The 25,787-nt window shown below is 46.6% G+C and carries 24 protein-coding genes; 10 read left to right on the plus strand and 14 right to left on the minus strand.

Annotation, left to right across the window (positions count from 1 at the left end):
* Nucleotides 1–21 precede the first annotated feature (21 nt).
* The 3 genes from ICV90_RS06790 to ICV90_RS06800 all read left to right on the plus strand — a co-directional run bounded on the left by ICV90_RS06790 (nucleotide 22) and on the right by ICV90_RS06800 (nucleotide 3,829).
* Entirely contained in the window at nucleotides 22–1,419 is a 1,398-nt protein-coding gene (locus tag ICV90_RS06790) for a coniferyl aldehyde dehydrogenase (RefSeq protein ID WP_215357418.1), read from the plus strand.
* A gap of 296 nt (nucleotides 1,420–1,715) precedes the next feature.
* Complete coding sequence (locus ICV90_RS06795; RefSeq protein WP_215357420.1) at nucleotides 1,716–3,254, plus strand: DEAD/DEAH box helicase; 1,539 nt, start codon at nucleotides 1,716–1,718, stop codon at nucleotides 3,252–3,254.
* A gap of 2 nt (nucleotides 3,255–3,256) precedes the next feature.
* Nucleotides 3,257–3,829, plus strand: a complete 573-nt coding sequence (locus ICV90_RS06800; RefSeq protein ID WP_215357422.1) for a chorismate lyase — start codon at nucleotides 3,257–3,259, stop codon at nucleotides 3,827–3,829.
* Between the two features lie 16 nt (nucleotides 3,830–3,845).
* On the opposite strand, the gene ICV90_RS06805 is transcribed toward ICV90_RS06800, so the two are convergent.
* Nucleotides 3,846–4,670, minus strand: a complete 825-nt coding sequence (locus tag ICV90_RS06805) for a uroporphyrinogen-III synthase (RefSeq protein ID WP_215357424.1) — start codon at nucleotides 4,668–4,670, stop codon at nucleotides 3,846–3,848.
* A 34-nt stretch (nucleotides 4,671–4,704) separates the two neighbouring features.
* Entirely contained in the window at nucleotides 4,705–5,670 is a 966-nt protein-coding gene (gene hemC, locus ICV90_RS06810) for a hydroxymethylbilane synthase (RefSeq protein ID WP_215357426.1), read from the minus strand.
* A gap of 43 nt (nucleotides 5,671–5,713) precedes the next feature.
* On the opposite strand from hemC, the gene argH reads away from it, so the two are divergent.
* The 3 genes from argH to ICV90_RS06825 are packed head-to-tail and all read left to right on the plus strand — an operon-like array spanning nucleotide 5,714 to nucleotide 9,218.
* On the plus strand, nucleotides 5,714–7,132 hold the full coding sequence (argH, locus tag ICV90_RS06815; RefSeq protein WP_215357428.1) for an argininosuccinate lyase: 1,419 nt from the start codon (nucleotides 5,714–5,716) through the stop codon (nucleotides 7,130–7,132).
* Between the two features lie 5 nt (nucleotides 7,133–7,137).
* The gene (locus ICV90_RS06820) at nucleotides 7,138–7,689 is read left to right on the plus strand and encodes a TRAP transporter small permease subunit (protein WP_215357430.1); all 552 of its coding nucleotides are present in this window, start codon (nucleotides 7,138–7,140) and stop codon (nucleotides 7,687–7,689) included.
* On the plus strand, nucleotides 7,686–9,218 hold the full coding sequence (locus ICV90_RS06825; RefSeq protein ID WP_215357432.1) for a TRAP transporter large permease subunit: 1,533 nt from the start codon (nucleotides 7,686–7,688) through the stop codon (nucleotides 9,216–9,218). The genes ICV90_RS06820 and ICV90_RS06825 overlap by 4 nt, the downstream gene beginning before the upstream one ends.
* Nucleotides 9,219–9,512: 294 nt before the next feature.
* Here ICV90_RS06825 and ICV90_RS06830 read toward each other — a convergent pair whose 3' ends face one another.
* From ICV90_RS06830 to ICV90_RS06845, 4 genes are read right to left on the minus strand one after another with little or no spacing between them, the layout of a single operon-like run.
* A complete protein-coding gene (locus ICV90_RS06830; protein WP_072583773.1) occupies nucleotides 9,513–11,780 on the minus strand; it encodes an arginine/lysine/ornithine decarboxylase in 2,268 nt (755 codons plus the stop codon).
* Nucleotides 11,777–12,691, minus strand: coding sequence for an ion channel (locus ICV90_RS06835; protein ID WP_215357434.1), 915 nt, complete (start codon nucleotides 12,689–12,691; stop codon nucleotides 11,777–11,779). The genes ICV90_RS06830 and ICV90_RS06835 overlap by 4 nt, the downstream gene beginning before the upstream one ends.
* 12 nt (nucleotides 12,692–12,703) lie before the next feature.
* A complete protein-coding gene (gene dcd, locus ICV90_RS06840) occupies nucleotides 12,704–13,270 on the minus strand; it encodes a dCTP deaminase (RefSeq protein WP_071464932.1) in 567 nt (188 codons plus the stop codon).
* A 40-nt stretch (nucleotides 13,271–13,310) separates the two neighbouring features.
* Complete coding sequence (locus tag ICV90_RS06845) at nucleotides 13,311–14,153, minus strand: formate dehydrogenase accessory sulfurtransferase FdhD (RefSeq protein WP_215357436.1); 843 nt, start codon at nucleotides 14,151–14,153, stop codon at nucleotides 13,311–13,313.
* 161 nt (nucleotides 14,154–14,314) lie between these two features.
* Between ICV90_RS06845 and metG the strand changes: the two genes are divergently transcribed.
* From metG to panC, 4 genes are all read left to right on the plus strand, one after another.
* On the plus strand, nucleotides 14,315–15,985 hold the full coding sequence (gene metG, locus ICV90_RS06850) for a methionine--tRNA ligase (protein ID WP_215357445.1): 1,671 nt from the start codon (nucleotides 14,315–14,317) through the stop codon (nucleotides 15,983–15,985).
* A 103-nt stretch (nucleotides 15,986–16,088) separates the two neighbouring features.
* A complete protein-coding gene (locus tag ICV90_RS06855; protein WP_215357447.1) occupies nucleotides 16,089–16,277 on the plus strand; it encodes a DUF3460 family protein in 189 nt (62 codons plus the stop codon).
* Nucleotides 16,270–17,145, plus strand: coding sequence for a ScpA family protein (locus tag ICV90_RS06860; RefSeq protein ID WP_215357449.1), 876 nt, complete (start codon nucleotides 16,270–16,272; stop codon nucleotides 17,143–17,145). Before ICV90_RS06855 ends, ICV90_RS06860 begins: the two co-directional genes overlap by 8 nt.
* Nucleotides 17,142–17,993 carry a pantoate--beta-alanine ligase gene (gene panC / locus ICV90_RS06865; RefSeq protein WP_215357461.1) on the plus strand — a complete coding sequence of 284 codons (852 nt, stop codon included), beginning with the start codon at nucleotides 17,142–17,144 and terminating at the stop codon, nucleotides 17,991–17,993. The genes ICV90_RS06860 and panC overlap by 4 nt, the downstream gene beginning before the upstream one ends.
* A gap of 25 nt (nucleotides 17,994–18,018) precedes the next feature.
* On the opposite strand, the gene ICV90_RS06870 is transcribed toward panC, so the two are convergent.
* The 8 genes from ICV90_RS06870 to ICV90_RS06905 all read right to left on the minus strand — a co-directional run bounded on the left by ICV90_RS06870 (nucleotide 18,019) and on the right by ICV90_RS06905 (nucleotide 25,770).
* Nucleotides 18,019–18,498, minus strand: coding sequence for a cupin domain-containing protein (locus ICV90_RS06870; RefSeq protein ID WP_215357463.1), 480 nt, complete (start codon nucleotides 18,496–18,498; stop codon nucleotides 18,019–18,021).
* Nucleotides 18,499–18,513: 15 nt separating this feature from the next.
* Nucleotides 18,514–19,953, minus strand: coding sequence for an amino acid permease (locus ICV90_RS06875; protein ID WP_215357478.1), 1,440 nt, complete (start codon nucleotides 19,951–19,953; stop codon nucleotides 18,514–18,516).
* A 47-nt stretch (nucleotides 19,954–20,000) separates the two neighbouring features.
* Nucleotides 20,001–20,672 carry an amino acid ABC transporter permease gene (locus ICV90_RS06880; protein WP_215357480.1) on the minus strand — a complete coding sequence of 224 codons (672 nt, stop codon included), beginning with the start codon at nucleotides 20,670–20,672 and terminating at the stop codon, nucleotides 20,001–20,003.
* A gap of 2 nt (nucleotides 20,673–20,674) precedes the next feature.
* Nucleotides 20,675–21,403, minus strand: coding sequence for an amino acid ABC transporter ATP-binding protein (locus tag ICV90_RS06885; RefSeq protein WP_215357482.1), 729 nt, complete (start codon nucleotides 21,401–21,403; stop codon nucleotides 20,675–20,677).
* Nucleotides 21,400–22,059, minus strand: coding sequence for an amino acid ABC transporter permease (locus ICV90_RS06890; RefSeq protein WP_215357484.1), 660 nt, complete (start codon nucleotides 22,057–22,059; stop codon nucleotides 21,400–21,402). Before ICV90_RS06890 ends, ICV90_RS06885 begins: the two co-directional genes overlap by 4 nt.
* Nucleotides 22,060–22,079: 20 nt before the next feature.
* Entirely contained in the window at nucleotides 22,080–22,832 is a 753-nt protein-coding gene (locus ICV90_RS06895; RefSeq protein WP_072583785.1) for a transporter substrate-binding domain-containing protein, read from the minus strand.
* A 138-nt stretch (nucleotides 22,833–22,970) separates the two neighbouring features.
* Nucleotides 22,971–24,680, minus strand: coding sequence for a multicopper oxidase family protein (locus ICV90_RS06900; RefSeq protein ID WP_215357486.1), 1,710 nt, complete (start codon nucleotides 24,678–24,680; stop codon nucleotides 22,971–22,973).
* Between the two features lie 7 nt (nucleotides 24,681–24,687).
* Nucleotides 24,688–25,770, minus strand: a complete 1,083-nt coding sequence (locus tag ICV90_RS06905; protein WP_215357488.1) for a hypothetical protein — start codon at nucleotides 25,768–25,770, stop codon at nucleotides 24,688–24,690.
* Nucleotides 25,771–25,787 lie beyond the last annotated feature (17 nt).

Here is a 25,787-nt window from a genome sequence, read left to right on the forward strand (position 1 = left end):
CCTGCCAACTATTAATAGACTATGAATCGCTTCACTATCCAGCTCGATGAAATGAGAGCAGCCTACGCTGCAGAACCAAACCCCACCCTCGAAGTGAGACTGGATCGAATTGCTCGCATTGAAAAAATGATTGAGGCAAATGAAGAAAAAATCTGCAAAGCCCTCGAGGCTGACTTTGGGGTGCGCCACCCAGTAGAAACGAGACTTGCTGAATGCCAGATGATTTATCAGGCTTGCAAGTACACCCGCAAGCATCTCAAAGAATGGTTGAAGCCTGAGCAAAGAGAAGTTCCAACACACATGGGCGCCTCGCAGGCTTGGGTTCAAAGTCAATCACTAGGCGTAGTTGGCATTCTGAGTCCCTGGAACTATCCGGTTCAATTGGCCCTCATTCCAGCAATCGCTGCTTTTGCTGCTGGTAATCGCGTTTGGCTCAAGCCATCTGAGCGCAGCTCACGCACCTCAGGTTTTGTTGCCAGCCTCATTCAAGAATATTTCCACCCTAGCGAGTTCTGTGTCACTACTGGCGGCCCAGAAGTAGCCGAGCAATTTTCAGCGCTACCTTTTAATCATCTTTTCTTCACTGGCTCAGGAACTATTGGCAAAAAAGTGATGCGTGCTGCTGCAGAGAATCTCACGCCAGTCACCCTAGAGCTTGGGGGCACAACACCCGTCATCATTGATAAGAGCGCCAAACTCAAAGATGCTGCTGCCTCTATTGCTTATGGAAAATTACTGAATGGTGGTCAAACCTGTATTGCCCCTGACTATGTTTTGCTAGAACCAAGCATTCAAGAAGAATTTATTCAAGAATTACAAACTGCAGCTCAAACCCAATTTAGCAACCCTGAAGAACTGACGGGCCCTATTGATGAGCGCCAACTGGAATACTGGCAGCATCTAGTCAGTGATGCTCTAGACCGTGGTGCAAAAGTGATTCCTTTGCTCAACAACCCTTGTGCTGGCGCAAGACCGTTTGAACCTATCGCACTGATCAATGTTCCGCCGGAAGCCCGAATTCTTCATGAAGAAATCTTTGGACCAATACTGCCGATCGTGACTGTTGCAGATACCTCGGCAGCGATTGCTTATGTCAACAACAAACCCAATCCCTTGGCTCTATATTGGTTTGGCAAAGACAAAAAGAATATGAAGCGTGTTTTAAATGAAACATGCTCTGGTGGCGTCACTATAAATGACGCGCTTCTACATATCACCATTGAAGATCTTCCTTTTGGTGGAGTGGGTGCGAGTGGCATGGGAAGTTATCACGGCAAAGCAGGCTTTAATACCTTCAGTCATCAAAAGTCGATCCTGGAAGTGCGCGGCTTCTTTGGTTTAAACCTTTTCAAGGGAACTAAAACAGCGCGCCCTCCATATGGAAAAATGACTGAGTGGCTTTTGCGTTATCTCAAATAGAGAGTCAAACAAGCAATACTTCTATTACTAAGCTCAGAAGATGAAGCTTTAAACCTCTATTTCTGAATTAAGTCGGGAAAACCCTTGTAATCGAGTGCTGAAAATGCCATAATAGGAGGCTTTTTTAAAGCAATTTGATTCATCGCCCCCCAGCTCTATTTCAGCGATTAGTTTAGAAGTCATAAACACAACAACGCTGCCGCTTGTCTGATGGTCGATGCCTTTGACCATCGCACCCTATAAAAAACAATGGGTGCAACATACGGAGACATCCCTTAAAGGGGATGTGTAATAGCATGACTTTTTCTAAAGAAACTAATCACGAGTCGAAAGACTCAAAGAGCACTGGAACTGAGTTCCAGAATTTTGCCCTAGCGGCATCACTCCTTAAAAACGTTGCTGAACTGGGTTATACCCAAGCCACATCCGTGCAAGCTCAGGTTATTCCTGCGGCTTTAGCTGGTGGTGACTTATTGGTCAGCAGCCAAACCGGTAGCGGTAAAACCGCAGCCTTTTTATTGCCTTTGATTAATCAACTCATCGAAGACAACCCGAACAACTCACCTGTACCAGGTCGCGCACAACCTAAAGTGTTAGTGCTCTGCCCTACTCGTGAATTGGCTCAGCAGGTTTCTGCTGATGCAGTGAACTTAGTTCGTGGCATGAAAGGTATCCGTATCGCAACTGTGATGGGTGGCATGCCTTACGGAAAGCAGATCCAGGCATTGAAAGGTGCGTTGTTAGTTGTTGCAACTCCAGGTCGTTTGCTCGACTTGTGCGATAGCAAAGCAATTCGCTTAGATGATGTTAAACAACTCGTAATCGACGAAGCTGATCGCATGCTTGACATGGGATTTGCTGATGACCTTGAGGCTATTGACAAGCGTTGCGCAGGCCGCAACCAAACTTTGATGTTCTCCGCAACTTTTGCGCCAAAGATTATGTCTTTAGCAAACGAGTTGACTACAGATGCCAAGCGTATTGAACTTGCTCACGCAGGTGAAAAGCACGCCAACATTGAACAGAAGTTACATTGGGCTGACAGCATGTCACACAAGCATAAATTGCTCGAGCACATTTTGGCTGATGCCGATTTGGATCAAGCAGTTGTGTTTGCAAGCACTCAAGTTGAGAGCGAAAAAATTGCTGACACATTGCGTGCCAATGGCTATGAAGCCACTGCCCTACATGGTGCAATGCCTCAAGCTGTGCGTATGCGCCGTCTCGAGTCTTTACGTAAAGGTCACACCAAGATTTTGGTTGCAACTGACGTAGCGGCTCGTGGTATCGATGTGCCACGTATTAGTCACGTGATTAACTTTGGCTTGCCAATGAAACCAGAAGACTATACACATCGCATCGGTCGTACAGGTCGTGCAGGTCGTAATGGTGTTGCTATCACTTTGGTTGAACATCGTGATCGCGCGAAGATCCGCAATATCGAACGCTTCACACAGCAAGATATCGTTGCTTCAGTCATTGCCGGTCTTGAGCCACAAGCCAAGCCAAGCTTTGGTGGTGGCGGTGGCGGCAATCGCTCTGGTGGCGGTCGCTCTGGTGGCGGCTTCGGCGGTGGCAATCGCTCTGGCGGTGGCGGTGGTGGCCGTTATGGCTCAGGTGCTCGCTCAGAGTCTCGCTCTGGCGGCGGCTTCGGTGGCGGTAATGCTGGCGGCGGTCGTTCAGGTGATTCACGTCCAGCGCGCTCTGCTGACTCACGTCCTGCGCGTTCTGCTGACTCACGTCCGGCACGCTCTGGTGACTCACGTCCAGCAGGTGGCCCGCGTTTTGCTAAACCAAAGGCTGGCGGTCAACGTCGTAGCTTTAGCGGTAGCTAAAAATGATTCACCGTAATCGTCTCCGTTCTGCATGGAATCGAGTCGGTTCCGGTGAAATCCATCGGGCGCCACGCGAGTGGCAACCTTGGCTAAGCGATACCGGGTCTCTCACCCAAAAAATTGAGAACGCAATTGGGCAAAAGCTAGAAGTTCAGGTTTTGCGCGACTGTCCTCAATCACTTAATAGCGACGAAAGTCGCTATTTTCATTTCAAGCTCAGACGCTGCAGAGTACGTGAAGTACTGCTCTGCTCAAATGGCATTCCTTTAGTAATGGCGCACAGCGTCATTCCAACACTCAGTTCCAGCGGCAGCAATCATCAGGTCTTGCGCTTAGGTACTAAGCCTTTGGGCGCAGTCTTGTTTAGCAAAACTCGCAAACACTCCAAGGCAAAGCCACCGCGCGATATTGCACGTCTAGATAAAAGCAGTGAATTGTGGAAAAAATACTCTAAGCACTTTGCTGACTTGAGTTCACCCTTATGGGCAAGACGCACCCTCTATCGCTTAAAGGGTCATCCCATCTTGGTTAATGAGATTTTCTTGCCTGCCTTACTACAGACCGCAAAGCGTTAGTCATTCGCTTTTACTTTTAGATTGTCAGCCAAGCTAAAGTTGACTTGATTAAGGCTTCATCGCCTGGCTCACTCGTAAAGACTTCACCAAACCCAATCATTTCGGCCGCATCCGCAATATTGTGATGCGGACATAGCGCGCTGGCGACATTGAGATTTTGCGTGAATTGGTCTTTCATAACTTCGCCAAGATAGCGAACAGCTTCAGATGAAGTAAGTAACCAAAGTGATTTACTCAAATCCATTTCTCGCACAAGTTGCCAAGACGGATTATCAATATCCAAAGGTACGCGCGTGTAGGTTGAAATAGCTTCCACAGTTGCCCCTGCCTTTTTCAAAGTGTCAGCCAGCCAATCACGGCCACCCTCACCTTTAAAGATCACTACTTTTTTACCCTGCCAATTCCATTTCAGGGATTGAAGCTCTTTCCACAAACCTTCGGAGTCCCAGTTTTCGTTATTTCCTGGGATGATGATGGGGGTGGGATTATCTTCCGATCCGACACCATGATTTTTCAGGGCAAGATGACTGCTGCCACCCATCACTCCAATCGGAATAATCTTCTTAGAAAAATCTTGCCAATCTCGCTCCAATAAACGCATCACACTCTCGATGGCATTAGGACTTACAAAGATGGCAAGATCTGCGTCACTCAGGGTGGTAGCGATATGGTCAGCTAAATGCCCATCCGACTTCGGAACAATCGTTAGCAAAGGCAGAGAGAGTATTTCTGGAAGACTGCGCTTTCCGACGCCGCTTGCCTCGATTGCCCTGGTGAGCACTTCAATCAATTGACGAGCCTGACCACTAGGTCTCGTGACAATGATAGTTTTAGTGCTCATACTGAATGGCTGCTTTTTCTCTATTTTTTATGTGTTACTTAGAAATTGTAGGAATTAAATCTGCGGCGCCTTGTGACAGTAAGTCCTTTGCCACTGCAAGGCCCAAGGCCTCCGCATCTTCAACTGACTTCACTTGAGCGCTACCATTAGCCAAGCAAATTGCTTGGCCATCAACACTCGCTACAAAAGAGCGAATGTTCATTTGGTTCTGATCCCATACTGCGTGCGCAGCCAGCGGCACTTCACATGACCCGCCTAATTGGCGAGACACCATACGTTCAGCAGAAACAGCAAACAAAGTTGGCAAATCATTGAGTGGAGCAAGCCACTGTTTGATATTGGGGTGCTTACTTAAAGTTTCGATGCCCAAGGCACCCTGACCTGCAGCAGGAGTGTAAGGATCGTATGGCAAGTAAGCGCGAATGCGTGACTCCAAACCCAAACGCTTCAAGCCAGCGGCTGCCAAAATGATAGCTTGATATTCACCTCGATCTAACTTGCTCATGCGGGTATCTAAGTTGCCGCGTAATGGCTGTATGGCCAAATGAGGAAACTTTGCGCGCAACACCGATTCACGTCTGAGGCTCGATGTACCCACAATGGCCCCATGAGGAAGATCCTCAAGACTGGCGTAATCATTAGAAACAAAGGCATCGCGTGCATCTTCCCTAGCCATGACGCAAGAAAGATCAAATCCCTCGGGCATCACCATTGGGACATCTTTTAAAGAATGTACCGCTAGATCGGCGCGCCCATCCTCTAGCGCGGTTTCGAGCTCTTTCACAAAAAGGCCCTTACCACCCACTTTAGAGAGGGCTCGGTCCAAAATCTGGTCCCCACGGGTGGTCATACCCAAAATCTGGACATCGCAGCCTGGATAGAGCTTTTTAAGGCAATCCCGGACATGCTCAGCCTGCCACATAGCTAGGCGACTTTCGCGGGAGGCAATTACAAGGCGCTTTGGAGCGTCGGATGGGGAGGAATTCAGGGTTGGGGACATAACATTTAAAATAATCAAAGACCTACACCAATATACTGTGTTTATGAGCTCATCAAATAATTCCTTAGCCAACAAAGCCCAAGCTTGGTCGGCCCGTTTTGCAGAACCTGTCGACGAACTCGTTCAGCGTTATACCGCTTCTATTGGCTTTGATCAACGCTTTGCCATGGTTGATATTGCCGGCTCCCTGGCCCATGCTGAGATGCTGGCTACCCAAAAGATCATTAGCAGCCAAGATTTGGCCGATATTCAGAAGGGTATGGCTCAAATCAAGAGTGAAATCGAGTCAGGACAATTTAATTGGCAATTAGCACTAGAAGATGTGCACCTGAATATCGAAGCACGCTTAACCGCATTAGTAGGAGATGCTGGTAAGCGTTTGCATACCGGTCGTTCACGCAATGACCAAGTAGCAACGGATTTACGCCTATGGTTGCGTAGCAGCGTTGATGACATTGCAGTCACCCTAAAGTCTTTACGTCTTGCACTATTAGATTTAGCTGAAAAGCATGCATCCACGATCATGCCTGGTCACACGCATTTGCAAGTTGCGCAACCGATTACATTTGGTCACCACTTGATGGCCTACTTTGAAATGTTTAGCCGTGATGCCAGTCGATTAGTAGATTTGCGTGCTCGTTTCAATCGTCTGCCTTTAGGTGCGGCAGCATTAGCCGGAACCACCTATCCGATCGATCGCGAACAAGTAGCTAAGGCCTTAGGATTTGATGGTATCTGCAATAACTCATTAGATGCCGTTTCTGATCGTGACTTTGCAATTGAGTTTTGTGCCTTCTCATCGATTTTGATGATGCACGTGTCGCGCCTATCTGAAGAACTAATCTTGTGGCTGAGCCCCCGCTTTGGCTTCATTGATTTACCAGATCGCTTCTGCACTGGTAGCTCGATCATGCCGCAAAAGAAGAATCCGGATGTTCCAGAATTAGCTCGCGGTAAGACTGGCCGCGTATATGGCGATCTGATTTCTTTGTTGACCCTAATGAAAGGTCAACCGCTGGCTTACAACAAAGATAACCAAGAAGATAAAGAACCTTTGTTTGATGCAGTAGATACCGTGCAAGATACCTTGCGGATTTTTGCTGACATGGTCCCGCATATTGAAGTCAAAGCTGAAGTCATGAAGAAGGCTGCTGAAGAAGGTTTTGCGACAGCAACCGACTTGGCTGACTACTTGGTTAAAAAAGGCTTGGCATTCCGCGATGCCCATGAAGCAGTCGCCCATGCAGTTAAGGCTTGCGTAGGTAGAAACTGCATGCTCACTGATCTCAGTCTTTCTGAGTTGCGTTTTGCATGCGGTTTAGATAACCGCCCCGAACTCATTAGCGATGATGTGTTTGTCTTGCTCACCGTTGATGGCTCAGTGCAATCACGCCAACATGCTGGTGGTACCGCCCCCGCCCAAGTACTTGCTGCTATTAAACGGGGTCGTGCAGACCTCTAAAGTGCATGGGGTTTTGGTCCAAACTCTCTGCAGGCATTGATCGTGTAAACCAGCTTCTGGGTAAGGCAGCCAGCATCATGATTTTGCTGTCTTGCATAGTGTCAGCGCTCAATGCCCTACTCCGCTACGGATTGGATGTCAGTAACAACTGGCCACTAGAACTGCAATGGTATCTCTTTGCCGCAGCCGTTATGCTTGGTGCTTCCTACACCCTCAAACGCAATGAACATGTTCGCGTAGATTTAATTTACTCACAGCTTTCTGATCGTGGGTGCTTGTGGGTTGATCTTTTTGGCTTGGTGTTCTTTTTAATGCCAGCCTGTCTCTTATTTGCTTGGCTCTCTTGGACGACACTCTTTTACCCATCATGGTTGGTCATGGAGCATTCACTGAACTCTGGTGGCTTAGCGCGTTACCCCATTAAGTTTGTAGTGCCCTTTGGGTTTTTGATGCTGAGCCTGCAAGGTGTTTCAGAAATCATTAAGCGTATCGGTGCTTTGCAGGGCAAAACAACCCTCCCGGCCGAAGACCTTCATTACGAAAAGCCGATGCAATGATTCCATTAGAGTGGATGCCGCCCTTGATGTTTGGTGGACTAATCGTCTTTATGTTGATCGGCTTTCCGGTTGCATTCTCTTTAATGGCTGCGGGATTATTTTTCTCAGCCATTGCTATTAGCGAGGGTTTCTTTGGCATCCCATTTTTGCAAGCCATTCCGCAGCGCATCTTTGGCAGCGTGCTCGCCAATGATCTACTGCTAGCCATTCCCTTCTTCACTTTCATGGGCGCCATTTTAGAGCGCTGTGGTCTCGCAGAAGAAATGCTCGATTCGATGGGCCAACTGTTTGGGCGCGTACGTGGCGGCCTTGGTTACTCTGTCATCATCGTTGGATTTATCTTGGGCGCTATCACTGGCACTGTAGCTGCTCAGGTGATCGCTATGGCGATGATTTCTTTACCGGTAATGATGCGTTACGGCTACAACATGCGCTACGCTACGGGCGTTTTAGCAGCCTCTGGGACCATTACGCAGTTAGTACCCCCATCATTAGTATTGATTGTGCTGGCAGACCAACTCAAAACACAAAGCGGCAGTGCGGATGTGGGCAGCATGTATCTCGGCGCATGGGGTCCATCGCTTTTGCAGATCGCCCTCTTTGCCCTGTATACCTTCTTCCTGAGTCGCGTTCGCCCCGACTATCTACCGCCAGTACCAGAGGGCGCCCTCACACTTAAAGGCTGGGCGCTTTGGAAAAAATGCCTCATGGGGATCATCCCATCAGCGGTCCTGATCTTCCTGGTTCTGGGTACCATCATGACTGGCATTGCCACGCCCACAGAATCTGGTGCCATGGGTGCAATGGGCGCACTTCTTCTCGCTTGGCTGCGCCGTGCAAGCATCCCCAATCTCAAGGGATTGGTACAAGAAGCTTATCAAAACACCATGCGTATTACTGCCATGGTGGTGTTCATCCTCATTGGATCAACTTGCTTCTCTGTTGTCTTTCAGGGGGTGGATGGTGGCTTCTGGGTTGAGGAACTCTTCTCGAGCCTTCCTGGTGGTTGGATTGGATTCTTAATCGTTGTGAATTTGTTTGTTTTCTTTTTGGCCTTTTTCTTAGACTTCTTCGAAATCGCCTTCATTGTTGTGCCAATGTTGGCACCAGTAGCAGTGAAATTACTCTCACCGGTATTACTCGATTCCATGAATGGCAATCCTCAAGCAGCAGCCAGTGCAGCACTAGTGTGGTTTGGGGTCATGCTTTGTGTGAATATGCAGACTTCTTTTATGCATCCCCCTTTTGGCTTTGCCCTCTTCTACCTGAGAGGCGTAGCGCCCAAAGAGGTGAAGAGTAGTGATATCTACTGGGGCGCACTCCCCTGGGTAGGTCTGCAGCTAGTGATGGTCGTGCTGGTGATGGCCTTCCCCGCGCTGGTAACAACACTCTTAGATAAGCCTGCTGCTGTGATCGAGAGCAAAGACTTTAATTTCACAGGGGGCGAAGAGGGTAAGCCAGAAGCACCATCAACGAAGACGGATGAGGATACTCCTGTAACATTTCAGTTAGATAAACCGATTAAATAAAAACTAATCGCGTCAATATTTCTTTTTCTTGCCATTTAAATATTGGGCAATGGATAAGCTAAGATGCCTAGCATTTGCTGGCCACCTCAATAGATTTAAGGTCTCCGTCATACCCTTATCAGCATGCGTAGAGTTTAGAGGATGGCCTAATAAAAATTTTGGTACGCGTTTCTTGCCCATTAAAATCTCACTCTTTCAAAATAATTATTAAGCAAGATACAGTACCGTTTTTAGATCGGCAAATAAAAAAATGCCCTGAAATTTTCAGGGCATTAGCTCAACTAAGAGGTGAGATTAAAGGGTGATGTCCCGCCCTTGCCTGACACAATCGACGTAATACTCACTCTTACCATCGATACTGGCTTTAACGAGCCCATGAATATCCGTCTCAAATCCAGGGAACTTCTCATTAAAGTCTCTAGCGAAGTAGAGATAGTCAATGATGCGTTTGTTAAAGCGTTCACCCGGAATCAGAAGCGGAATGCCTGGAGGATATGGAGTAACCAACATGGCTGTTACGCGCCCCTCTAATTGGTCAAGCGGCACACGATCCACTTCTTTGTGTGCCATCTTCGCCCATGCCTCTGAAGGCATCATGGCTGGAACCATATCTGAGGTGTACATCTCAGTAGTCATGCGCGCTACATTGCGGCTCTTATAGAACTCATGAATTTGCTGACAAATATCTTTTAAGCCAACGCGCTCATATCGTGGATGTTTAGCGACAAACTCAGGCAATACTTTCCAGAGTGGCGCATTCTTATCAAAGTGATCCTTGAATTGCTGCAACTCTGTTACGAGCGTGTTCCAACGACCTTTGGTAATACCGATCGTGAACATGATGAAGAATGAGTAGAGACCGCACTTCTCCACGATCACGCCATGCTCAGCAAGATACTTTGTCACGATGCTCGCTGGAATGCCCATAGAGCCAAAGTTGCCCTCAATATCCAAACCAGGCGTAACCACTGTAGCCTTAATAGGATCAAGCATGTTGAAGTCTTTGGCCAATTTGCCAAAATCATGCCAAGCAGCAGAGGGTTCCAATACCCAATCTGAACGCTCGCCAATACCTTCTTCGGCCAAATGATCTGGGCCCCAAACCTTGAACCACCAGTCAGCCCCAAACTTATCATCCACCTCGCGCATGGCGCGGCGGAAGTCCATTGCTTCAGCAATAGACTCTTCAACCAAGGTTGTGCCGCCAGGAGACTCCATCATGGCCGCAGAAACATCGCATGAAGCAATAATGGCGTACTGAGGGCTGGTAGACGTATGCATTAAATAAGCTTCATTGAAGCAATCTCGATCCAGCTTAGTATCTTCAGCATCCTGCACTAATACCTGCGATGCTTGGGATAAACCAGCCAGCAACTTGTGAGTGGACTGAGTTGCAAACATCAAACTCTTCTTGGTGCGCTTACGATCTGAACCAATGGCATGCATATCCTTGTAGAAAGGATGGAATGCGGCATGTGGCAACCAAGCTTCATCAAAATGCAATGAATCTACTTTGCCATCAAGCATCTCTTTAATCATTTCAACGTTGTAAACGATGCCATCGTAAGTGCTTTGCGTCAGCGTCATTACACGAGGTACAACATTCTTATCTTTGATGAACGGATTAGCATCAATTTTCTTCTTAATGTTTTTCCATTCGAACTCTTCCTTCGGAATCGGGCCAATAATGCCCAAGTGATTACGAGTAGGCATCAAGAAGATGGGAATCGCGCCCATCATGGTGATGGAATGAATCACAGACTTATGACAATTGCGGTCAACCAAGACCACGTCGCCAGGAGCAACCGTAGAGTGCCAAACAATCTTGTTTGAAGTCGATGTGCCGTTAGTAACGAAGAACAAATGGTCTGCATTGAAGATGCGTGCTGCATTGCGCTCGCTCTGTAGCACTGGGCCCGTATGGTCCAGAAGCTGACCCAACTCCTCCACGGCGTTACAGACGTCAGCGCGCAACATATTCTCGCCAAAGAATTGGTGGAACATTCTGCCTACTGGGCTCTTTAAGAAAGCAACGCCACCAGAGTGGCCCGGGCAATGCCAAGAATAAGAACCTTCAGAGGCATAGTTGGTTAATGCACGGAAAAATGGTGGCGCCAATGAATCTAAATACACCTTGGCTTCACGAATAATATGACGTGCCACAAATTCTGGAGTGTCTTCATTCATATGAATGAAACCGTGTAGCTCACGCAAGATATCATTAGGCATGTGACGTGAGGTGCGTGTCTCGCCATACAAGAAGATGGGAATATCTTCATTACGCTTACGTACTTCAGTAATAAAGGCACGCAAATTATTCAGAGCTGGAAGATCATTATCTTCAGAGTCAGAATCAAACTCTTCATCATCGATCGAGACGATAAATGAGGATGCACGAGAAGCTTGCTGAGCAAACGAAGTCAGATCACCATAGCTAGTTAAGCCAATAACCTCCATACCTTCATTCTCAATCGCCTCGGCGAGGTCACGAATTCCCGAGCCCGAAATATTTTCGGAGCGGAAGTCTTCATCAATAATGATGATTGGAAAACGAAATTTCATAAAAACTCTCCTGCTAATTTATCCGAGACATTCGGAACCCACTTCTCAAAGTTGGCTAGATCTATTATCCGACTGCCATCTGACGAAACCGTGACTATATCGACAAAAGTCGCATTTTGCTGCACATCTCTAGGTAAGTAAACATGGCGGGCATAGACTTGATTGGCCAAGCTCTCGTGATACCCCGTAAAGGTAATTAAAAGGTGCCAATGACCATTCAATTCCGCTTTACCCAAGAAATCTTTTAGCGGGCTTGCCTCATCCACACTATGCATCGCTGTCCAGGTCAAGGAAAAGACCGGGCTCTCTGAGCGATGGAGCTGCAATTCAACGGATCGACGATAGCGCTCACCCTCGCTTGTCATGCTTTCTGCGATAAGCCATAGTCGCAGTTGCGCCTCCACAATATGGGAGCTGCGATCATTGGCCACACGGAACTTAAATGTTTTTACGCCGTCATGGTTACCAACCACAGCCACTTTAGAGAAACGTATGCCTGCGGTAGGCCTAGTAAAACGCGCAAAAGCTAAACCCGTAGTCAGCGCAGAGTAAACAATTCCAAAGAACGCCTCAAAAGTCACAATCGCATTAGGCCAGCTACCAGTAGGCGTCATGCGACCATAGCCAATGGTTGCCATCGTTTGAACGCTAAAGAAAAAGACATCTAACAATGAGCCTGGTCTGGCATTAGTAATGGCGCCATCCCCACATGCCATATAAGCAAAAGCAAATAAAAGGTTTGTCCCAAGATATACAAAGACAACAAGCAACATAAAGCTAGTCCAGGTGGTACCTAGTAGCCAATGGTAGAAATTATTTTCTGGTCGCGCCATTTCTGAGCGCGAGAGTGTGGCGCGATATTCTTCTAGATTAATCCGCGATGGACGGCGATTAAATAGAAATTTACGCACTGCCGTTATGGCTTAGGTCTTAGGCAGGGTAACGCCCCGCTGACCTTGATACTTACCACCGCGATCTTTGTATGATGTTCCACACACTTCATCACTCTCAAAGAAGAGTACTTGCGCACATCCTTCACCCGCATAAATTTTGGCAGGCAATGGTGTTGTGTTTGAAAACTCTAGAGTGACATAACCTTCCCACTCAGGCTCAAATGGCGTGACGTTCACAATAATGCCGCAGCGAGCATACGTACTCTTACCAACGCAGACGGTTAATACGCTGCGTGGAATCTTGAAGTACTCAACGGTTCTTGCCAATGCAAAAGAGTTTGGTGGAATGATGCAAACATCACCCTTGAAGTCGACGAATGATTGTTCATCGAAATTCTTCGGATCAACAATGGTGCTATTGATATTCGTAAAGATTTTAAATTCGTCCGCGCAACGAATGTCATAGCCATAGCTTGAAGTGCCATAACTTACAATTTTGTTACCGGCGGCGTCTTGGCGAACTTGCCCAGGTTCGAATGGGCTGATCATGCCTTGCTCGCCCATGCGGCGGATCCAGTGGTCTGATTTAATAGTCATGACCGAATTGTAAAACCTTCGCTCTCACCTGCTGACGAATTTATTGGGGTTTTTGGCTAAAAACGACCCTCTCCGGGGCGTTATAGATCTCAAAGTGTTTGCCGGAGCAACGGGAGAGGATGGTGAGATTGGTTTTCCGCGCCAGCTCCAGACCCATCAAGGTCACACCCGAGCGGGTCAGAAGGAAAGGAATGCCCATCTGAGCCCCCTTGATCACCATCTCTGAGGTCAGGCGCCCAGTAGTAAAGAAAATCAAATCCTTGCCCGGTTTATTCACTCGCCACATCAAGCCAGAAATGGAATCTACCGCATTATGGCGGCCAACATCTTCAATAAAGTGCAACAGTCGCACACCATCCTGACCGTCTCGCTCAAAGACCGCACAGGCATGGACCGAGCCAGACTTCTTGTAGATGGTGTCGTGGATTCGAATGGAGTCAATCAAGGCAACTATTGCCTCTTGAGAGAGTAGCGGCCCCTCGGGAAGCTGAATTGCATCCATCTCCTCAATCAACCCACCAAACATCGTTCCCTGACCGCAACCAGTCGTTACTACCCGTTTGCTGGTTAGGGCATCAATATCCACCGTACTACGGCGGGTCTTAACGGCAGCTGAATCCGTCTCCCAGTCCACCTGGATACTCTCGATATCGTCCGGAGACTCCACAAGACGCTGATTACGCAAATAACCCAAGACCAAAGCTTCTGGGGCGCTCCCCAAGGTCATGAGCGTCACGACTTCACGTTTATCCAAATAAATGGTTAAAGGGCGCTCCCCAGGAATATGGGTAGTTTTAAGGCGACCCAGCTCATCCATGACCTCGACCTCATGCACCAAGGGCACTGAGGCAGAAGACATCTGAATGGTTGGTTTTGCTGCCATAAAACACTTTCTAAGGTCGGGCGAAACTCAATTTTATCGGGGTTTAGGGACACTCCGCGGAGCTTTACTTTAACCGCAGACTAAAATCACTGCATTAGCCAGCATAATTGAGTGCCGCACCCTATTTAACCTTCTTACCTTCTTATTTAAGTCCGTATTACATGAGCAGTTCTCAACGCCGCCTTCTTGTTACCTCCGCACTACCGTATGCCAATGGTCAGATCCATATCGGCCATTTGGTGGAATACGTACAGACTGATATTTGGGTGCGCTTTCAACGGATGCGTGGCCATGAGGTGCATTACGTTGGCGCCGATGACACGCATGGCACCCCTATCATGTTGCGCGCTGAAAAAGAAGGCATCACCCCTAAAGAACTCATTGCTAATGTTTGGAAAGAACATAAGCGCGACTTTGATAACTTCCTCATCTCGTTTGATAACTACTACACCACAGATAGCCCTGAGAATGAGAAGTTAGCACAAAGTATTTATCTCAAGCTGCGTGATGCCGGCTTGATTGAAAAGCGTGCGATTGAGCAAGCTTACGATCCTGTTAAAGAAATGTTCTTACCGGATCGCTTCATCAAAGGCGAGTGCCCTAAGTGTGGCGCTAAAGATCAGTATGGCGATAATTGTGAAAAGTGTGGCGCCACCTACTCACCAACAGATTTAAAAAATCCTTTCTCGGTAGTCAGCGGTGCAACACCTATCAAAAAGATTTCTGATCACTACTTTTTTAAGTTGTCTGATCCACGTTGCGAAGAGTTTTTACGCGACTGGACCCAAGTTAAAACACCGTTGCAGCCAGAAGCTCGCAATAAGATGAAAGAATGGGTTGGCCAGCCCGGCGAAAGCAAGCTGGGCGACTGGGATATCTCTCGCGATGCCCCATATTTCGGGTTTGAGATCCCTGATGCGCCAGGCAAGTACTTCTATGTGTGGCTTGATGCCCCAATTGGCTACTACGCTAGCTTCCTCAACTATTGCCAAGCTAAAGGCCTTAATTTTGATGAATGGGTCAAGCCAGATACCACTACCGAGCAATACCATTTCATCGGTAAAGATATTCTGTATTTCCATACTTTGTTTTGGCCTGCTACTTTGAAGTTTGCTGGCTATCGCACACCAACTAACGTATTTGCTCATGGCTTCTTAACCGTAGATGGCGAGAAGATGAGTAAGTCACGCGGCACTTTAATTTCTGCAAACAGCGTGATTGAGTGTGGCTTTAATCCTGAGTGGTTCCGCTATTACTTTGCGACTAAGCTTAATGACAGCATGGAAGATTTAGATTTAAATCTTCAAGACTTTGTTGCGCGCGTGAATAGCGACTTACTCGGTAAGTACATCAATATTGCGAGTCGTAGCGCAGGCTTCTTAGTGAAGCGATTTGGTGGCGTAGTTTCTGATGAAGCAATGAGTAATCCATTGCTCAAAGAAATTGCTGCTGCTAGCGAAAAAATAGCTGAACTCTATGAGGGACGCGAATATGCAAAAGCATTGCGTACCGTGATGGAGTTGGCTGACAAAGTTAACGGCTTTGTCGATGAGAACAAGCCATGGGAAATCGCTAAAGATCCAGAACGTGAAGCGGATTTGCAGCGGGTTTGCAGCATTACGCTGGAAGCATTCCGGATGATGAGTCTGTACCTCAAGCCAGTGATTCCTCAAGTTGCAGCTGGCGTTGAAGAATTCTTCTCCTTGCCACCCCTCTCCTGGGAAGATATCAATACACCGCTCTCCAGCAAGAACCCTATCAAGCCCTATAAACACCTCATGACCCGGGTCGAAGCCCCTCAAATTGAGGCTTTGCTGGCTGCAAACTTGTAAAAATAGCCCTAAAAAGCACCTATAATGGCGGTTGTAGTCCCTAGATAACTTTTCGAATTAATTTCATAAGTTATTGAATTTATTGAGTATTTTAGGAAATGCCATGGCAAGATATCAATCTGAAATCACCCAGTTCTTAACTGAACTCAAAACTGAGCATCCAAACCTCGAAGCTGAACAGCAGGCTGGTCGCGCCCTCCTTTGGGACAAAGAGCCATTAAGCGTTGAAGATCAGCGTCGCGCCAAAGAGGCGAAACTCAAGCAACGCGCCTACGTGTACTCGAATGACTAATCAAGGCAATGAGCCTAGCGCTCAGCCAATATCGGATTTACTCGATAGCACTCCATCGGTTACCGATGGCATGTCGTCTGCTTTCGCCAAACTGTATGGTGAACCGCTTTTTAAGCTCCCTACCGATCTTTACATTCCACCAGATGCTCTAGAAGTTTTTCTAGAGGCATTTGAAGGTCCATTAGATCTATTGCTGTACTTGATTCGCAAACAGAACTTCAATGTTCTCGATATTCCAATGGCGCAGGTTACTCAACAGTACCTGAGCTATGTTGATCAAATCCGTCATCACAATCTTGAACTGGCTGCCGAGTATCTACTCATGGCTGCCATGTTGATTGAGATTAAATCTCGCATGCTCCTGCCAATGAAGAAGGCAGACAGCGAAGAAGAAGTAGAAGATCCTCGCGCAGAATTAGTACGTCGCCTCCTAGAGTACGAGCGTATGAAGTTAGCAGCGCAAGAGCTTGATCAGATTCCACAGCAAGGTCGTGACTTTCAGGTGGCTCATGGCTATGTTGACACTACCGTTGCCATTGCTTGGCCAGACGTCAATGTTGAAGATTTACAAATGGCCTGGCGTGATGTTTTACACCGCGCCAAACTCACTCAGCATCACACCATTACGCGTGAAGAATTATCAGTGCGCGACTTCATGACGCGTATCTTGCGTCGCCTGCAAAGCACCAAATTTGTAGAGTTCAGCGAGCTATTTGAAGAAGCCATTAATTCTGGCAAAGGCATACCGGTTGTTATCGTGAACTTCATTGCGATGCTTGAACTCTCACGTGAAGCCTTAGTAGAAATTACTCAAGCTGAGCCTTATGCCCCGATTTATGTGCGCCTCGCCTATACCCCTGTTGCATGAAAATCATTAGCGACATACAAGAATTACGTGACCATTTAAGAGGTCAAAACCGCGCTTCATTTGTACCGACTATGGGCAACCTTCATGAGGGCCACCTCTCATTGATGCGTCTAGCAAGACAGCATGGTGATCCTGTAGTCGCTAGCATCTTTGTGAACCGTTTGCAGTTTGGTCCTAACGAAGATTTTGATAGCTACCCCCGCACTATGCAGGCAGATATCGATAAACTGGAAAAAGAAGGTGTGTACATCTTGTTTGCACCTACTGAGCGAGATCTCTATCCACAACCGCAAGAGTACCGAGTCGATCCACCACAGCAATTAGGGGACATCCTTGAAGGTGAGTTCCGCCCAGGATTCTTTAAAGGGGTTTGCACCGTTGTATTGAAGCTCTTTTCTTGTGTACAACCCAAGGTTGCCGTGTTTGGCAAAAAGGATTACCAACAGCTGATGATTATTCGTCAGATGGCTAAGCAGTTTGCCTTGCCAGTAGAAATTATTCCTGGTGAAACGATTCGTGCAGATGATGGGCTTGCCCTCTCATCACGCAACGGCTACCTCTCAGTTGAAGAGCGCGCTGAAGCACCAGAGTTAATGAAGGTGCTCAGAGAAGTCCGGGAGCGCGTCATCCAACTGAAGGATCGCAATAGTCAATCTATCTCCGAGATTGAAAAAGCTGCAGTTGCTTCTTTAGCGAAACGTGGCTGGCAGCCTGATTACATTGCCATTCGCCAACAAAGCGATTTAGCCCCTGCAAGCAACGAGCAATTACAAGCTGGCGAGCCACTCGTCATTCTGACGGCAGCTAAGCTGGGCAAAACTCGACTGATTGATAACCTCGAAATCTAAGTGTTGGGGTCGGTCAAAACATTGATCAAGCCCTCGTAAGGGTCTCAATAGCCTTGATGTTATCTGCAGAGTGGCCAAGCTCTCTTAACAAGATCTCCCGCTGACCAATTTCAAAATCCGCAAACTCAAATCCGGGTGCTACAGCACAACTCACTAAACAAAACGAGTTTTGATGTATGGGTTTGGCAGCAAACCAAGTATTGGCTGAAATAGTGGCTTGCAAGCATTTCGAATCCAGTCCCAATTGAATGGTTTGCAGCTCTTTATTCTTATCAAAGAAATAGATACTGACATCGCAACCACTATGAAAGTACCAAGTCTCATCTGATTTAATCCGATGCCATGATGAGAAGTCGCCGCCTGATAGCAGATAATAAATACTGGTGTAGGCACTCTTTAGTCCTGCGCCTTCAGCACTAACCATAGTTGGCGAACGATACATTTCTCGATAAAAGCCACCCTCAGGATGCGGAAGAAGCTTGAGATCAGCAACGAGAGAATTCACTATTTGCATATGCCCCTATCGAGCTCTATATATTTCTGCAGCAGCATTTTGTTCAATGACTTTTTTCTTAAACGCTGCGATCAATGCTTTCTGATTCAGGCTTCTACGAGTCTTAAACCAGTAGAAGAATCCAAGCACCACAAACCATAATGGCAGAAAGTACAGCGCAATGCGTGTGTTCTCATTTAGGCCTAGAGCGTAGATGACAATAGCAAAAAATACAAATGCAACATAAATCATCGTTTTACCCAGAGGAGTCTTAAACTTCGACTCATCATGAACCTGAGGTAAACGCTTGCGATATGCGAGATAGGCAAACAAAATCATTGACCAAATATAAATAAAGAGGATGGCTGTTACGCTGCCAACCAATTCAAATGCACTCATCATGGACTGTGTGGTTGTGAGTATGAGGGATGCCGATAGCACAAGGCCAGTTCCAAAAAAGATACCGCCAGTAGGAATCTTATGGGAAGATAACTTTCCAAAGATGGATGGCGCATGATGATTCTTTGCCAAGCCATATACCATGCGTGATGTAGCGTAGATGCCGCTATTGCTCGATGAGGTAGCCGAACTAATCACCACTCCATTAATCAAGGATGCAGCACTTACCATTCCCACAAGAGAAAACATGCCAACAAAAGGACTCTCATCGGGAGAAATATCGACCCAAGGAGTCACCATCATTAAAACCATGACAGTGCCAATATAGAAAATCATGATGCGGAATGGAATTTTATGAATCGCATCAGGCAGCATTCGCTCTGGATCCTTTGTTTCTGCCATCATGGTGCCAATGATTTCCATGCCAGCAAATGCGAAGATGGCGCTCTGTAGACCTCCCAGCAAGCCCGAGACCCCATTAGGAAACAATCCTCCGTAGAACCATAGGTTACTAATATGAGCGGTAACCCCACTCGGAGAAACAAAGCCGGTAATACATAAGTAAATCCCGAGAGCAATCAGACTAACAATAGCGATCACTTTGATAATAGCCAACCAAAACTCGAGCTCCCCGAATGCCTTAACACTGAGGATATTTAAGGCGAGCAATAAAAGGACAAGCGTAAGTGCCGATATCCAAGGGGGTAAATTAGGCCACCAGAAAGCAATATAGCCAGTAATAGCAATAATCTCAGCAATCGCAGCGACGATCCAAGCAAACCAATACGTCCAGCCCATAAAGAAGCCTGCTGACGGCCCCAGTAAGTCTTCTGAAAAATCAACAAAGGATTTGTAATTGAGGTTAGATAGGAGCAACTCTCCCATAGCTCGCATCACAAAATATAAGATGCAGCCAATGACGGCATAAATCAAAATGATGCTGGGGCCAGCAATCGATATGGTCTTTCCAGAGCCCATGAATAAGCCGGTGCCAATACAGCCGCCGATGGCGATCATTTCGATTTGGCGCTGACCTAAACCGCGCTCTAATTTATGATTACTTTCCATACAAATCCAATTTCTGATGAAACAAATTTAACTGAATTCAGCTGAATTCAGCTAATCGGTATTAGCACCCGCCGCTCAATCCTTCTAGCAACTAAGACAATCACGGAAACCAAGAGTAAATATACTAAAGCGGTGAGCAAGTAGGCTTTGAAGAACTGAAAATTAGTAGAGGCTAACTCTTGCATACGGGCAAAGAACTCGGTGTACTGAATTAAAAACGTAATCGAGCTGTCTTTAAGGTTGCCTATCACTTGGTTAGTTAATGCTGGCACCGAAGTACGTAACACTTGCGGCAGAGTAATCAGGCGAAATACCTGTGACGGCTTAAAGCCTTGTGCCCTAGCAGCTTCTAACTGAGTCTTATCCAGGCCATTAAATGCCGTCTTTAGATATGCAGCGTTGTAAGCAGCCACATTTAAGGTAAATCCGATCACTGCCACTGTAAATGGATTGAGTCGGACTCCCCACTGAGGAAGCCCGTAATACATTAAGAACAAAAGCACGATTAAAGGCATGCCAATAAAAAAGGAAATGTAACCATTAATGGCATTGCGGATGAAGACATTCCTACTGAGCGTCAGATAGAAGACAAAAACGCCCAATAAAAATCCCGTAATACTAATAACAACTGCTAATTGGAGAGTATTTGAGAGACCGGCCAATATAAGTGGCATCTGCTCGATGAAATCGCGTTCAAAACCGCTCCAAGATCCCGTCATGACTACTCTCTCTTACCAAAAAAAGCTTGTAGTTCTGGATCGGAATGATTGTTGGCGAGAACATCGATGCGCTCGTCTGCACGAATGACACCCTTATCCAAAAATAGCACCCGATCTGAAATGGCGCTTGCTAAACCCAAGTCATGAGTTACACAAATCATGGTGATTCCATTGTGGTGTAGGCGATTTATGAGATCTCCCACATCACGAGACATGATAGGATCCAGCGCTGAGGTTGGCTCATCAAGTAGCAATACGGCTGGGTCCATTGCTAAAGCTCGTGCAATAGCAACGCGCTGCTTTTGTCCGCCAGATAATTGAGCTGGGTACTTACTTTGATGGGATGTCATCTCAAATCGAGACAACTCATGTAAGGCCTTTTCATTGGCCTCTTTAAGCCCCATACCCTCTAATTTACGTAATGCTAATGTGACATTTTCTAAGACAGTGAGATGGCTATACAAAGCAAATTGCTGAAATACAAAACCAATCTGCTTGCGCAATTGCCGTACATCTACATTGGGGCCCAGGATCTCATTGCCCTTGAATTGAATTGATCCGGACGTAGGTTCTACCAAGCGATTTAAGCACCTCAAGAGGGTTGATTTACCACTACCAGATGAGCCCATCAGGACTTTCACTTCACCCTGCTGCAAGTCCAGGTTAATCCCCGAGAGTACTAACTGACCCTCAAATTCCTTGGTGAGGTCTCGAATGGAAATTACCGTCATACAGCAGCTTCTTTCATGCCTGGGATCTCATAATGTTTTTGAATCAACTGAACACCGACTAATAAGATCCGATAAATCACAAAATAAAGGACTCCAACCATCAGATAAACATCAATTCCCTTCAGGGTATTGGCTGTCAATGTCATGGCCTCCTTAGTAATCTCTGGAATGCCAACGGTGTAAGCGAAAGGAGAGTATTTCAGAACGGAGGTAAATTCATTGACCATGCCAGGAATGGAAAAGCGTAGCATCTGCGGAATCTCAATATAACGAAGAACCTGGATGCGACTCATACCCATTGCCTGTGCAGCAACTATCTCGACTGGATCGACAGAATTAAATGCTCCGCGAAAGACTTCTGTGAGATAAGCGCCAGCTACTAAACCCAGACTAAGGGCCATTGCCATTAAAGGCGGAGGTTTAATGCCAATTCCGGGAAGGCCAAAGTACACCAAGAATAAGAGAACAAGTACCGGAACACCCCTAAAGACATAGGCATAGATATCGATGAGAAATGAAACACTGCTGATGGAGAGTCGATGCAAGCTCGAAAGCAGCAGACCGACGACAAGGCCGGTCATACTGCAAACTAGTGTGACGATAACGGTGTAGACAACACCCTTACAGAGCTCTAGCAGAATATCTAAAAGACTCATGACGAACTTTTGCTAGAGGATTACTTCATCCACTTATCTAAGATCGCTTGAATTTTTTCTGGTCCTAGCTCTGTTAAATACTTATCAAAGTCATCGCGCAACTTGGATCCCTTGGCAAAGGCAAATCCCAATTTATCGTAACCCTTGAATACATATGCACTTTCCAAAGGAAGCTTCAACTTGTTTTCATAATTCAAGAGCACAGGCTCTTCAATAAATGCTAAATCAATATTGCCATTCTGCAGATCAGTTACTACCTCAGCATATGAGGGATAAAGCTTTACCTTGCTTAAAGAGTAATAGCCCTTGGGCTCTAGCTCATTTCTGATCAGGTCATCGTAAGCCATGCCGCGTGGGTAGCCAATCGAATATTTCTTGAGTTGATTTAAATCAGTGATCTTGATGTTTTTACTTTTAAGACTTACTAAATGCCAAGAGTTATCGTAATAAGGCTGAGAAAAATCCATCGCCTCTTTGCGCTTATCCGTAATCGAGATACCAGAAAAGGCAACATCAGCTTGACCGCTTGAAACTGCGCCCAGCATTCCCTGCCAATCATAAGGAGTCACTTTTAAAGTGCAGCCACGAGACTTGCAATAACCTTGAAAAATGTCCATATCTACGCCAACAATCTGACCATTTTGATCAAATAGCATTGGTGGTGATGCAGGCGATACAGCTACCTTAATTTCGCTTGAATTGGTTCCTTTAGAGCAGGCAACCATGCCTAAACTTAGAGCACAAATCAGTAATAGCAAAAATCGGCGTTTCATAGACAAAATCCTTGTAGTAAAAGATCAGAAGGCGGCAAATTCAGAAAATACAATAAACCATAAACTTGTAATTTGCCCCAATAGGCATAGAGGAAATAATAGCTGAAAACTAGGAAGAAAATGTAAGTGTTTTGGGGATCAGACGGGCACTACCGTTACCCGCTGCACCATCCCCAAATCTGAATACTGCAGCATCTGGCTATGCAAAATATAGGGCCCAACAAAATCCTTAAAGCGCATCCGGAACGTTACTGAGGTAGGCATCTCTGGGGTGCCCCCAGGTGGCAATGCGACTGTGTCACACCAATAGGGCTCAACTGGGCTACCGTTTACTTTGGTGACATACATCGGGTTGACATGGATGTGAAAAGAATGAGCAATGCTGTTGCAATTGAAAATAGTCCATTCTTCTACAGCGCCAAGAATCACATTCTGAGTAATGGAATTGGATCTCTGTAATTGGAGATCGGCAGATTGAGTGCCAGGTGATTGCGTTAGCCCATCGCCCCCAACTATATTAAAAACAATACTGCGCTTTTTACCGCCGCATCTAGCAAACTCTTCGTTACTAATTGGTTCTAGAAAATCAGAAATCGGAAGAGGCGCGGCTGGCATCTTCTCAGCAATCAGTTTTTTAGGCTGCCTCTCCACGACAATAATTTTTGCCAACACATCTCCAGGTAGCACTGCCTCCTGTTTACCTTGTGCAATTTTGACTGGCAGAGATCTTAGCAAGTAAGTGCCTGGCGCACCCGCTTTCATAATCACTGAAGAACGATTGCCTGCCGCCAGCACGATGCCCCTGCCATCCTTTTCACGAGCATCGGGATAGTCTTGATAATCGGTGCTACCCCAGCCATCCATGGTGTATTGATGCAAGACATGACTGTCTAAATTGAGATTGAGGCAATTAAACGTCTGAGTATTGATAAAACGCCATCTTTGCACCTCACCACTTTCCATCACAATCGTGGGTTGACGGACCCCATTAATTAATACTGGTTGTGCATCTATATATCCATTATTCGAATTATTAAGTCCATGACCTGTTGGATGATTGGCAATTTGTGCAAACTTTTCCAATGAGCCCTCTTTGACATCATAGTTTTCACTTGCTTTGCTATTGGCAAAATAGGGTGCCTGAAATAAAAAAATGAGCTCAGTCGCTTGCGCCATTTCTGGTAACTCATCTACAGGCCCCCTCACCATGATGGCACCCTGCATTAGGCTTGCTACTTGAATAGCGCTCGATCCATGGAATTGAGGGTGGTAATAAAAAGGTCCGGCCGGATGATTGGCTGGTATGTCATACACATATTGCCGAGAGTCACCCTGAGGTACTACTCCGCCAGAATTGGAATCTACAACATAGTCACCATACTCAGCAGACTTAGAGTCTGGGTAGACACCAGGGAACACATGAAGACCATGAGTATGCAAGTTTGTTGTGTTGGGCTTCATATATAGAAGCGGATCATTGGGTGCAGCAGGTGGATTCAGAGGCAATTGATTAATCAGCCGAATTCTTAATTTATCGCCACCTTTAACGACTAAGGTTGGGCCAGCATAACTAGGCTGATTGTTGTTATAGCCATAGGCACGCAAAGACACCGGGTATTTATTTGCGGGATCCGCTCCAGATAACTGAGTATTCCAATACGATACGGTCAGCGTTACATCCAATACACCATTTTCTGAAGCAAGCATCACTGGCTGCACAAAGGTTTGTCGAAGATCCTCTTTGCCACATCCACCCAAGCCAATGGGAAGCGCAATTCCAGAGGCTATGCCTATACCTAAGCGCAAGAACTCGCGTCGCTGGTTTACTAGTATTGGTTTATTTGCCATGCTTGACTCAAGCAATCGTCAAAAAAGGATTTGGGGTCAACTGTCTTAAGTCAGATTTACCTATTTGGTTAGAACCATTGTTACCCCAGCCCAATAAATGATTTTTTCCAACTGCAATCGCGTGCATTTCTCCAGCTGCAATTGAGCGAATGCCTGATAGATTAGGGACCAAGGTAGGAATTGATCGCGACTGAAGATCGCCTAAGCCGAGTTGACCAAATCCATTCCAGCCCCACGCATAGACTTTTCCTGAAGAAGCTAGCGCAAGAGAAAAATGGGTGCCGGCTGCTACAGCAGCAATCTTTTCTGGGAAGGAAATCAACTTGGGGCTATCTATATATGGGCGGGAGCCGCCGCTAGACTGTCCAAAGTTATTACTACCCCAGCCGTATACCCTACCCTCAGCCGAAACTGCAAGTACGTGCGTAGAGCCTACGGCGACACTCTTAATCTTGGCTGAGAGAGCTATAAGCTGGGGGGTTTCTGCGGTTCGGAGATGGCCAAGACCTAATTGTCCCGCTGAATTATTACCCCATGCATAGACCCTATGATCGCTTGATAAGGCCAACATAAAGTTATCCCCTATTTGCACATCTTGTATAGGTGGCAGCTTGGGAATGATGGCGGGCAATGCATTGATTTGTGCGGTATTGCGTCCTAACGCGCCATCTACATTTAAACCCCAGGTATATAGGCTAGCTTGTGCATCTATGGCGGCGAATATAAATTGGCCTGCAGCAAGCTTGCTGATATTTGTAATACCTTCAATTGCCGAGGGAGCTTCAGTAACCAACCCCTGATTACCAAGCTCAATTTGAGAAAAACCCCAGATGAACGGCTTTTGCTTGGAGACCCCCAAGCTCAGTCCATAACCAGCGGCAATATCTGAATAATGCGCAGGCTTGCTCAGATACGCGGGCTTGCCGTCTGACCCTTTTAAGGCGCTACAAATATCGATATAGGGAGGTGCGTAGCGGCCACTTCCTGGGCCGCCCCAACCTAAGACCTCTCCAGACTTCAGCAGCGCTAAAGTCTGGTCCTTGCCGGCCGTGATTGCAGTGATCTCAAAAAGATCCGTAGGAATTCCCATGCAATCAGTCTAACAAC

This window comes from Polynucleobacter sp. JS-JIR-II-b4, from assembly GCF_018687815.1.
Classification (GTDB): domain Bacteria; phylum Pseudomonadota; class Gammaproteobacteria; order Burkholderiales; family Burkholderiaceae; genus Polynucleobacter.

Excerpts from the sequence above, each read along its gene's own strand:
- ICV90_RS06790 (WP_215357418.1), top strand. The coding sequence starts at position 22 with ATGAATCGCTTCACTATCCAGCTCGATGAAATGAGAGCAGCCTACGCT.
- ICV90_RS06795 (WP_215357420.1), top strand. The coding sequence starts at position 1,716 with ATGACTTTTTCTAAAGAAACTAATCACGAGTCGAAAGACTCAAAGAGC.
- ICV90_RS06890 (WP_215357484.1), bottom strand. The coding sequence starts at position 22,059 with ATGAGTCTTTTAGATATTCTGCTAGAGCTCTGTAAGGGTGTTGTCTAC.
- ICV90_RS06895 (WP_072583785.1), bottom strand. The coding sequence starts at position 22,832 with ATGAAACGCCGATTTTTGCTATTACTGATTTGTGCTCTAAGTTTAGGC.
- metG (WP_215357445.1), top strand. The coding sequence starts at position 14,315 with ATGAGCAGTTCTCAACGCCGCCTTCTTGTTACCTCCGCACTACCGTAT.
- ICV90_RS06830 (WP_072583773.1), bottom strand. The coding sequence starts at position 11,780 with ATGAAATTTCGTTTTCCAATCATCATTATTGATGAAGACTTCCGCTCC.
- ICV90_RS06800 (WP_215357422.1), top strand. The coding sequence starts at position 3,257 with ATGATTCACCGTAATCGTCTCCGTTCTGCATGGAATCGAGTCGGTTCC.
- ICV90_RS06905 (WP_215357488.1), bottom strand. The coding sequence starts at position 25,770 with ATGGGAATTCCTACGGATCTTTTTGAGATCACTGCAATCACGGCCGGC.
- argH (WP_215357428.1), top strand. The coding sequence starts at position 5,714 with ATGAGCTCATCAAATAATTCCTTAGCCAACAAAGCCCAAGCTTGGTCG.
- panC (WP_215357461.1), top strand. The coding sequence starts at position 17,142 with ATGAAAATCATTAGCGACATACAAGAATTACGTGACCATTTAAGAGGT.
- ICV90_RS06860 (WP_215357449.1), top strand. The coding sequence starts at position 16,270 with ATGACTAATCAAGGCAATGAGCCTAGCGCTCAGCCAATATCGGATTTA.
- dcd (WP_071464932.1), bottom strand. The coding sequence starts at position 13,270 with ATGACTATTAAATCAGACCACTGGATCCGCCGCATGGGCGAGCAAGGC.
- ICV90_RS06820 (WP_215357430.1), top strand. The coding sequence starts at position 7,138 with ATGGGGTTTTGGTCCAAACTCTCTGCAGGCATTGATCGTGTAAACCAG.
- ICV90_RS06880 (WP_215357480.1), bottom strand. The coding sequence starts at position 20,672 with ATGACGGGATCTTGGAGCGGTTTTGAACGCGATTTCATCGAGCAGATG.
- ICV90_RS06825 (WP_215357432.1), top strand. The coding sequence starts at position 7,686 with ATGATTCCATTAGAGTGGATGCCGCCCTTGATGTTTGGTGGACTAATC.
- ICV90_RS06885 (WP_215357482.1), bottom strand. The coding sequence starts at position 21,403 with ATGACGGTAATTTCCATTCGAGACCTCACCAAGGAATTTGAGGGTCAG.
- ICV90_RS06875 (WP_215357478.1), bottom strand. The coding sequence starts at position 19,953 with ATGGAAAGTAATCATAAATTAGAGCGCGGTTTAGGTCAGCGCCAAATC.
- ICV90_RS06845 (WP_215357436.1), bottom strand. The coding sequence starts at position 14,153 with ATGGCAGCAAAACCAACCATTCAGATGTCTTCTGCCTCAGTGCCCTTG.
- ICV90_RS06900 (WP_215357486.1), bottom strand. The coding sequence starts at position 24,680 with ATGGCAAATAAACCAATACTAGTAAACCAGCGACGCGAGTTCTTGCGC.
- ICV90_RS06805 (WP_215357424.1), bottom strand. The coding sequence starts at position 4,670 with ATGAGCACTAAAACTATCATTGTCACGAGACCTAGTGGTCAGGCTCGT.
- ICV90_RS06855 (WP_215357447.1), top strand. The coding sequence starts at position 16,089 with ATGGCAAGATATCAATCTGAAATCACCCAGTTCTTAACTGAACTCAAA.
- hemC (WP_215357426.1), bottom strand. The coding sequence starts at position 5,670 with ATGTCCCCAACCCTGAATTCCTCCCCATCCGACGCTCCAAAGCGCCTT.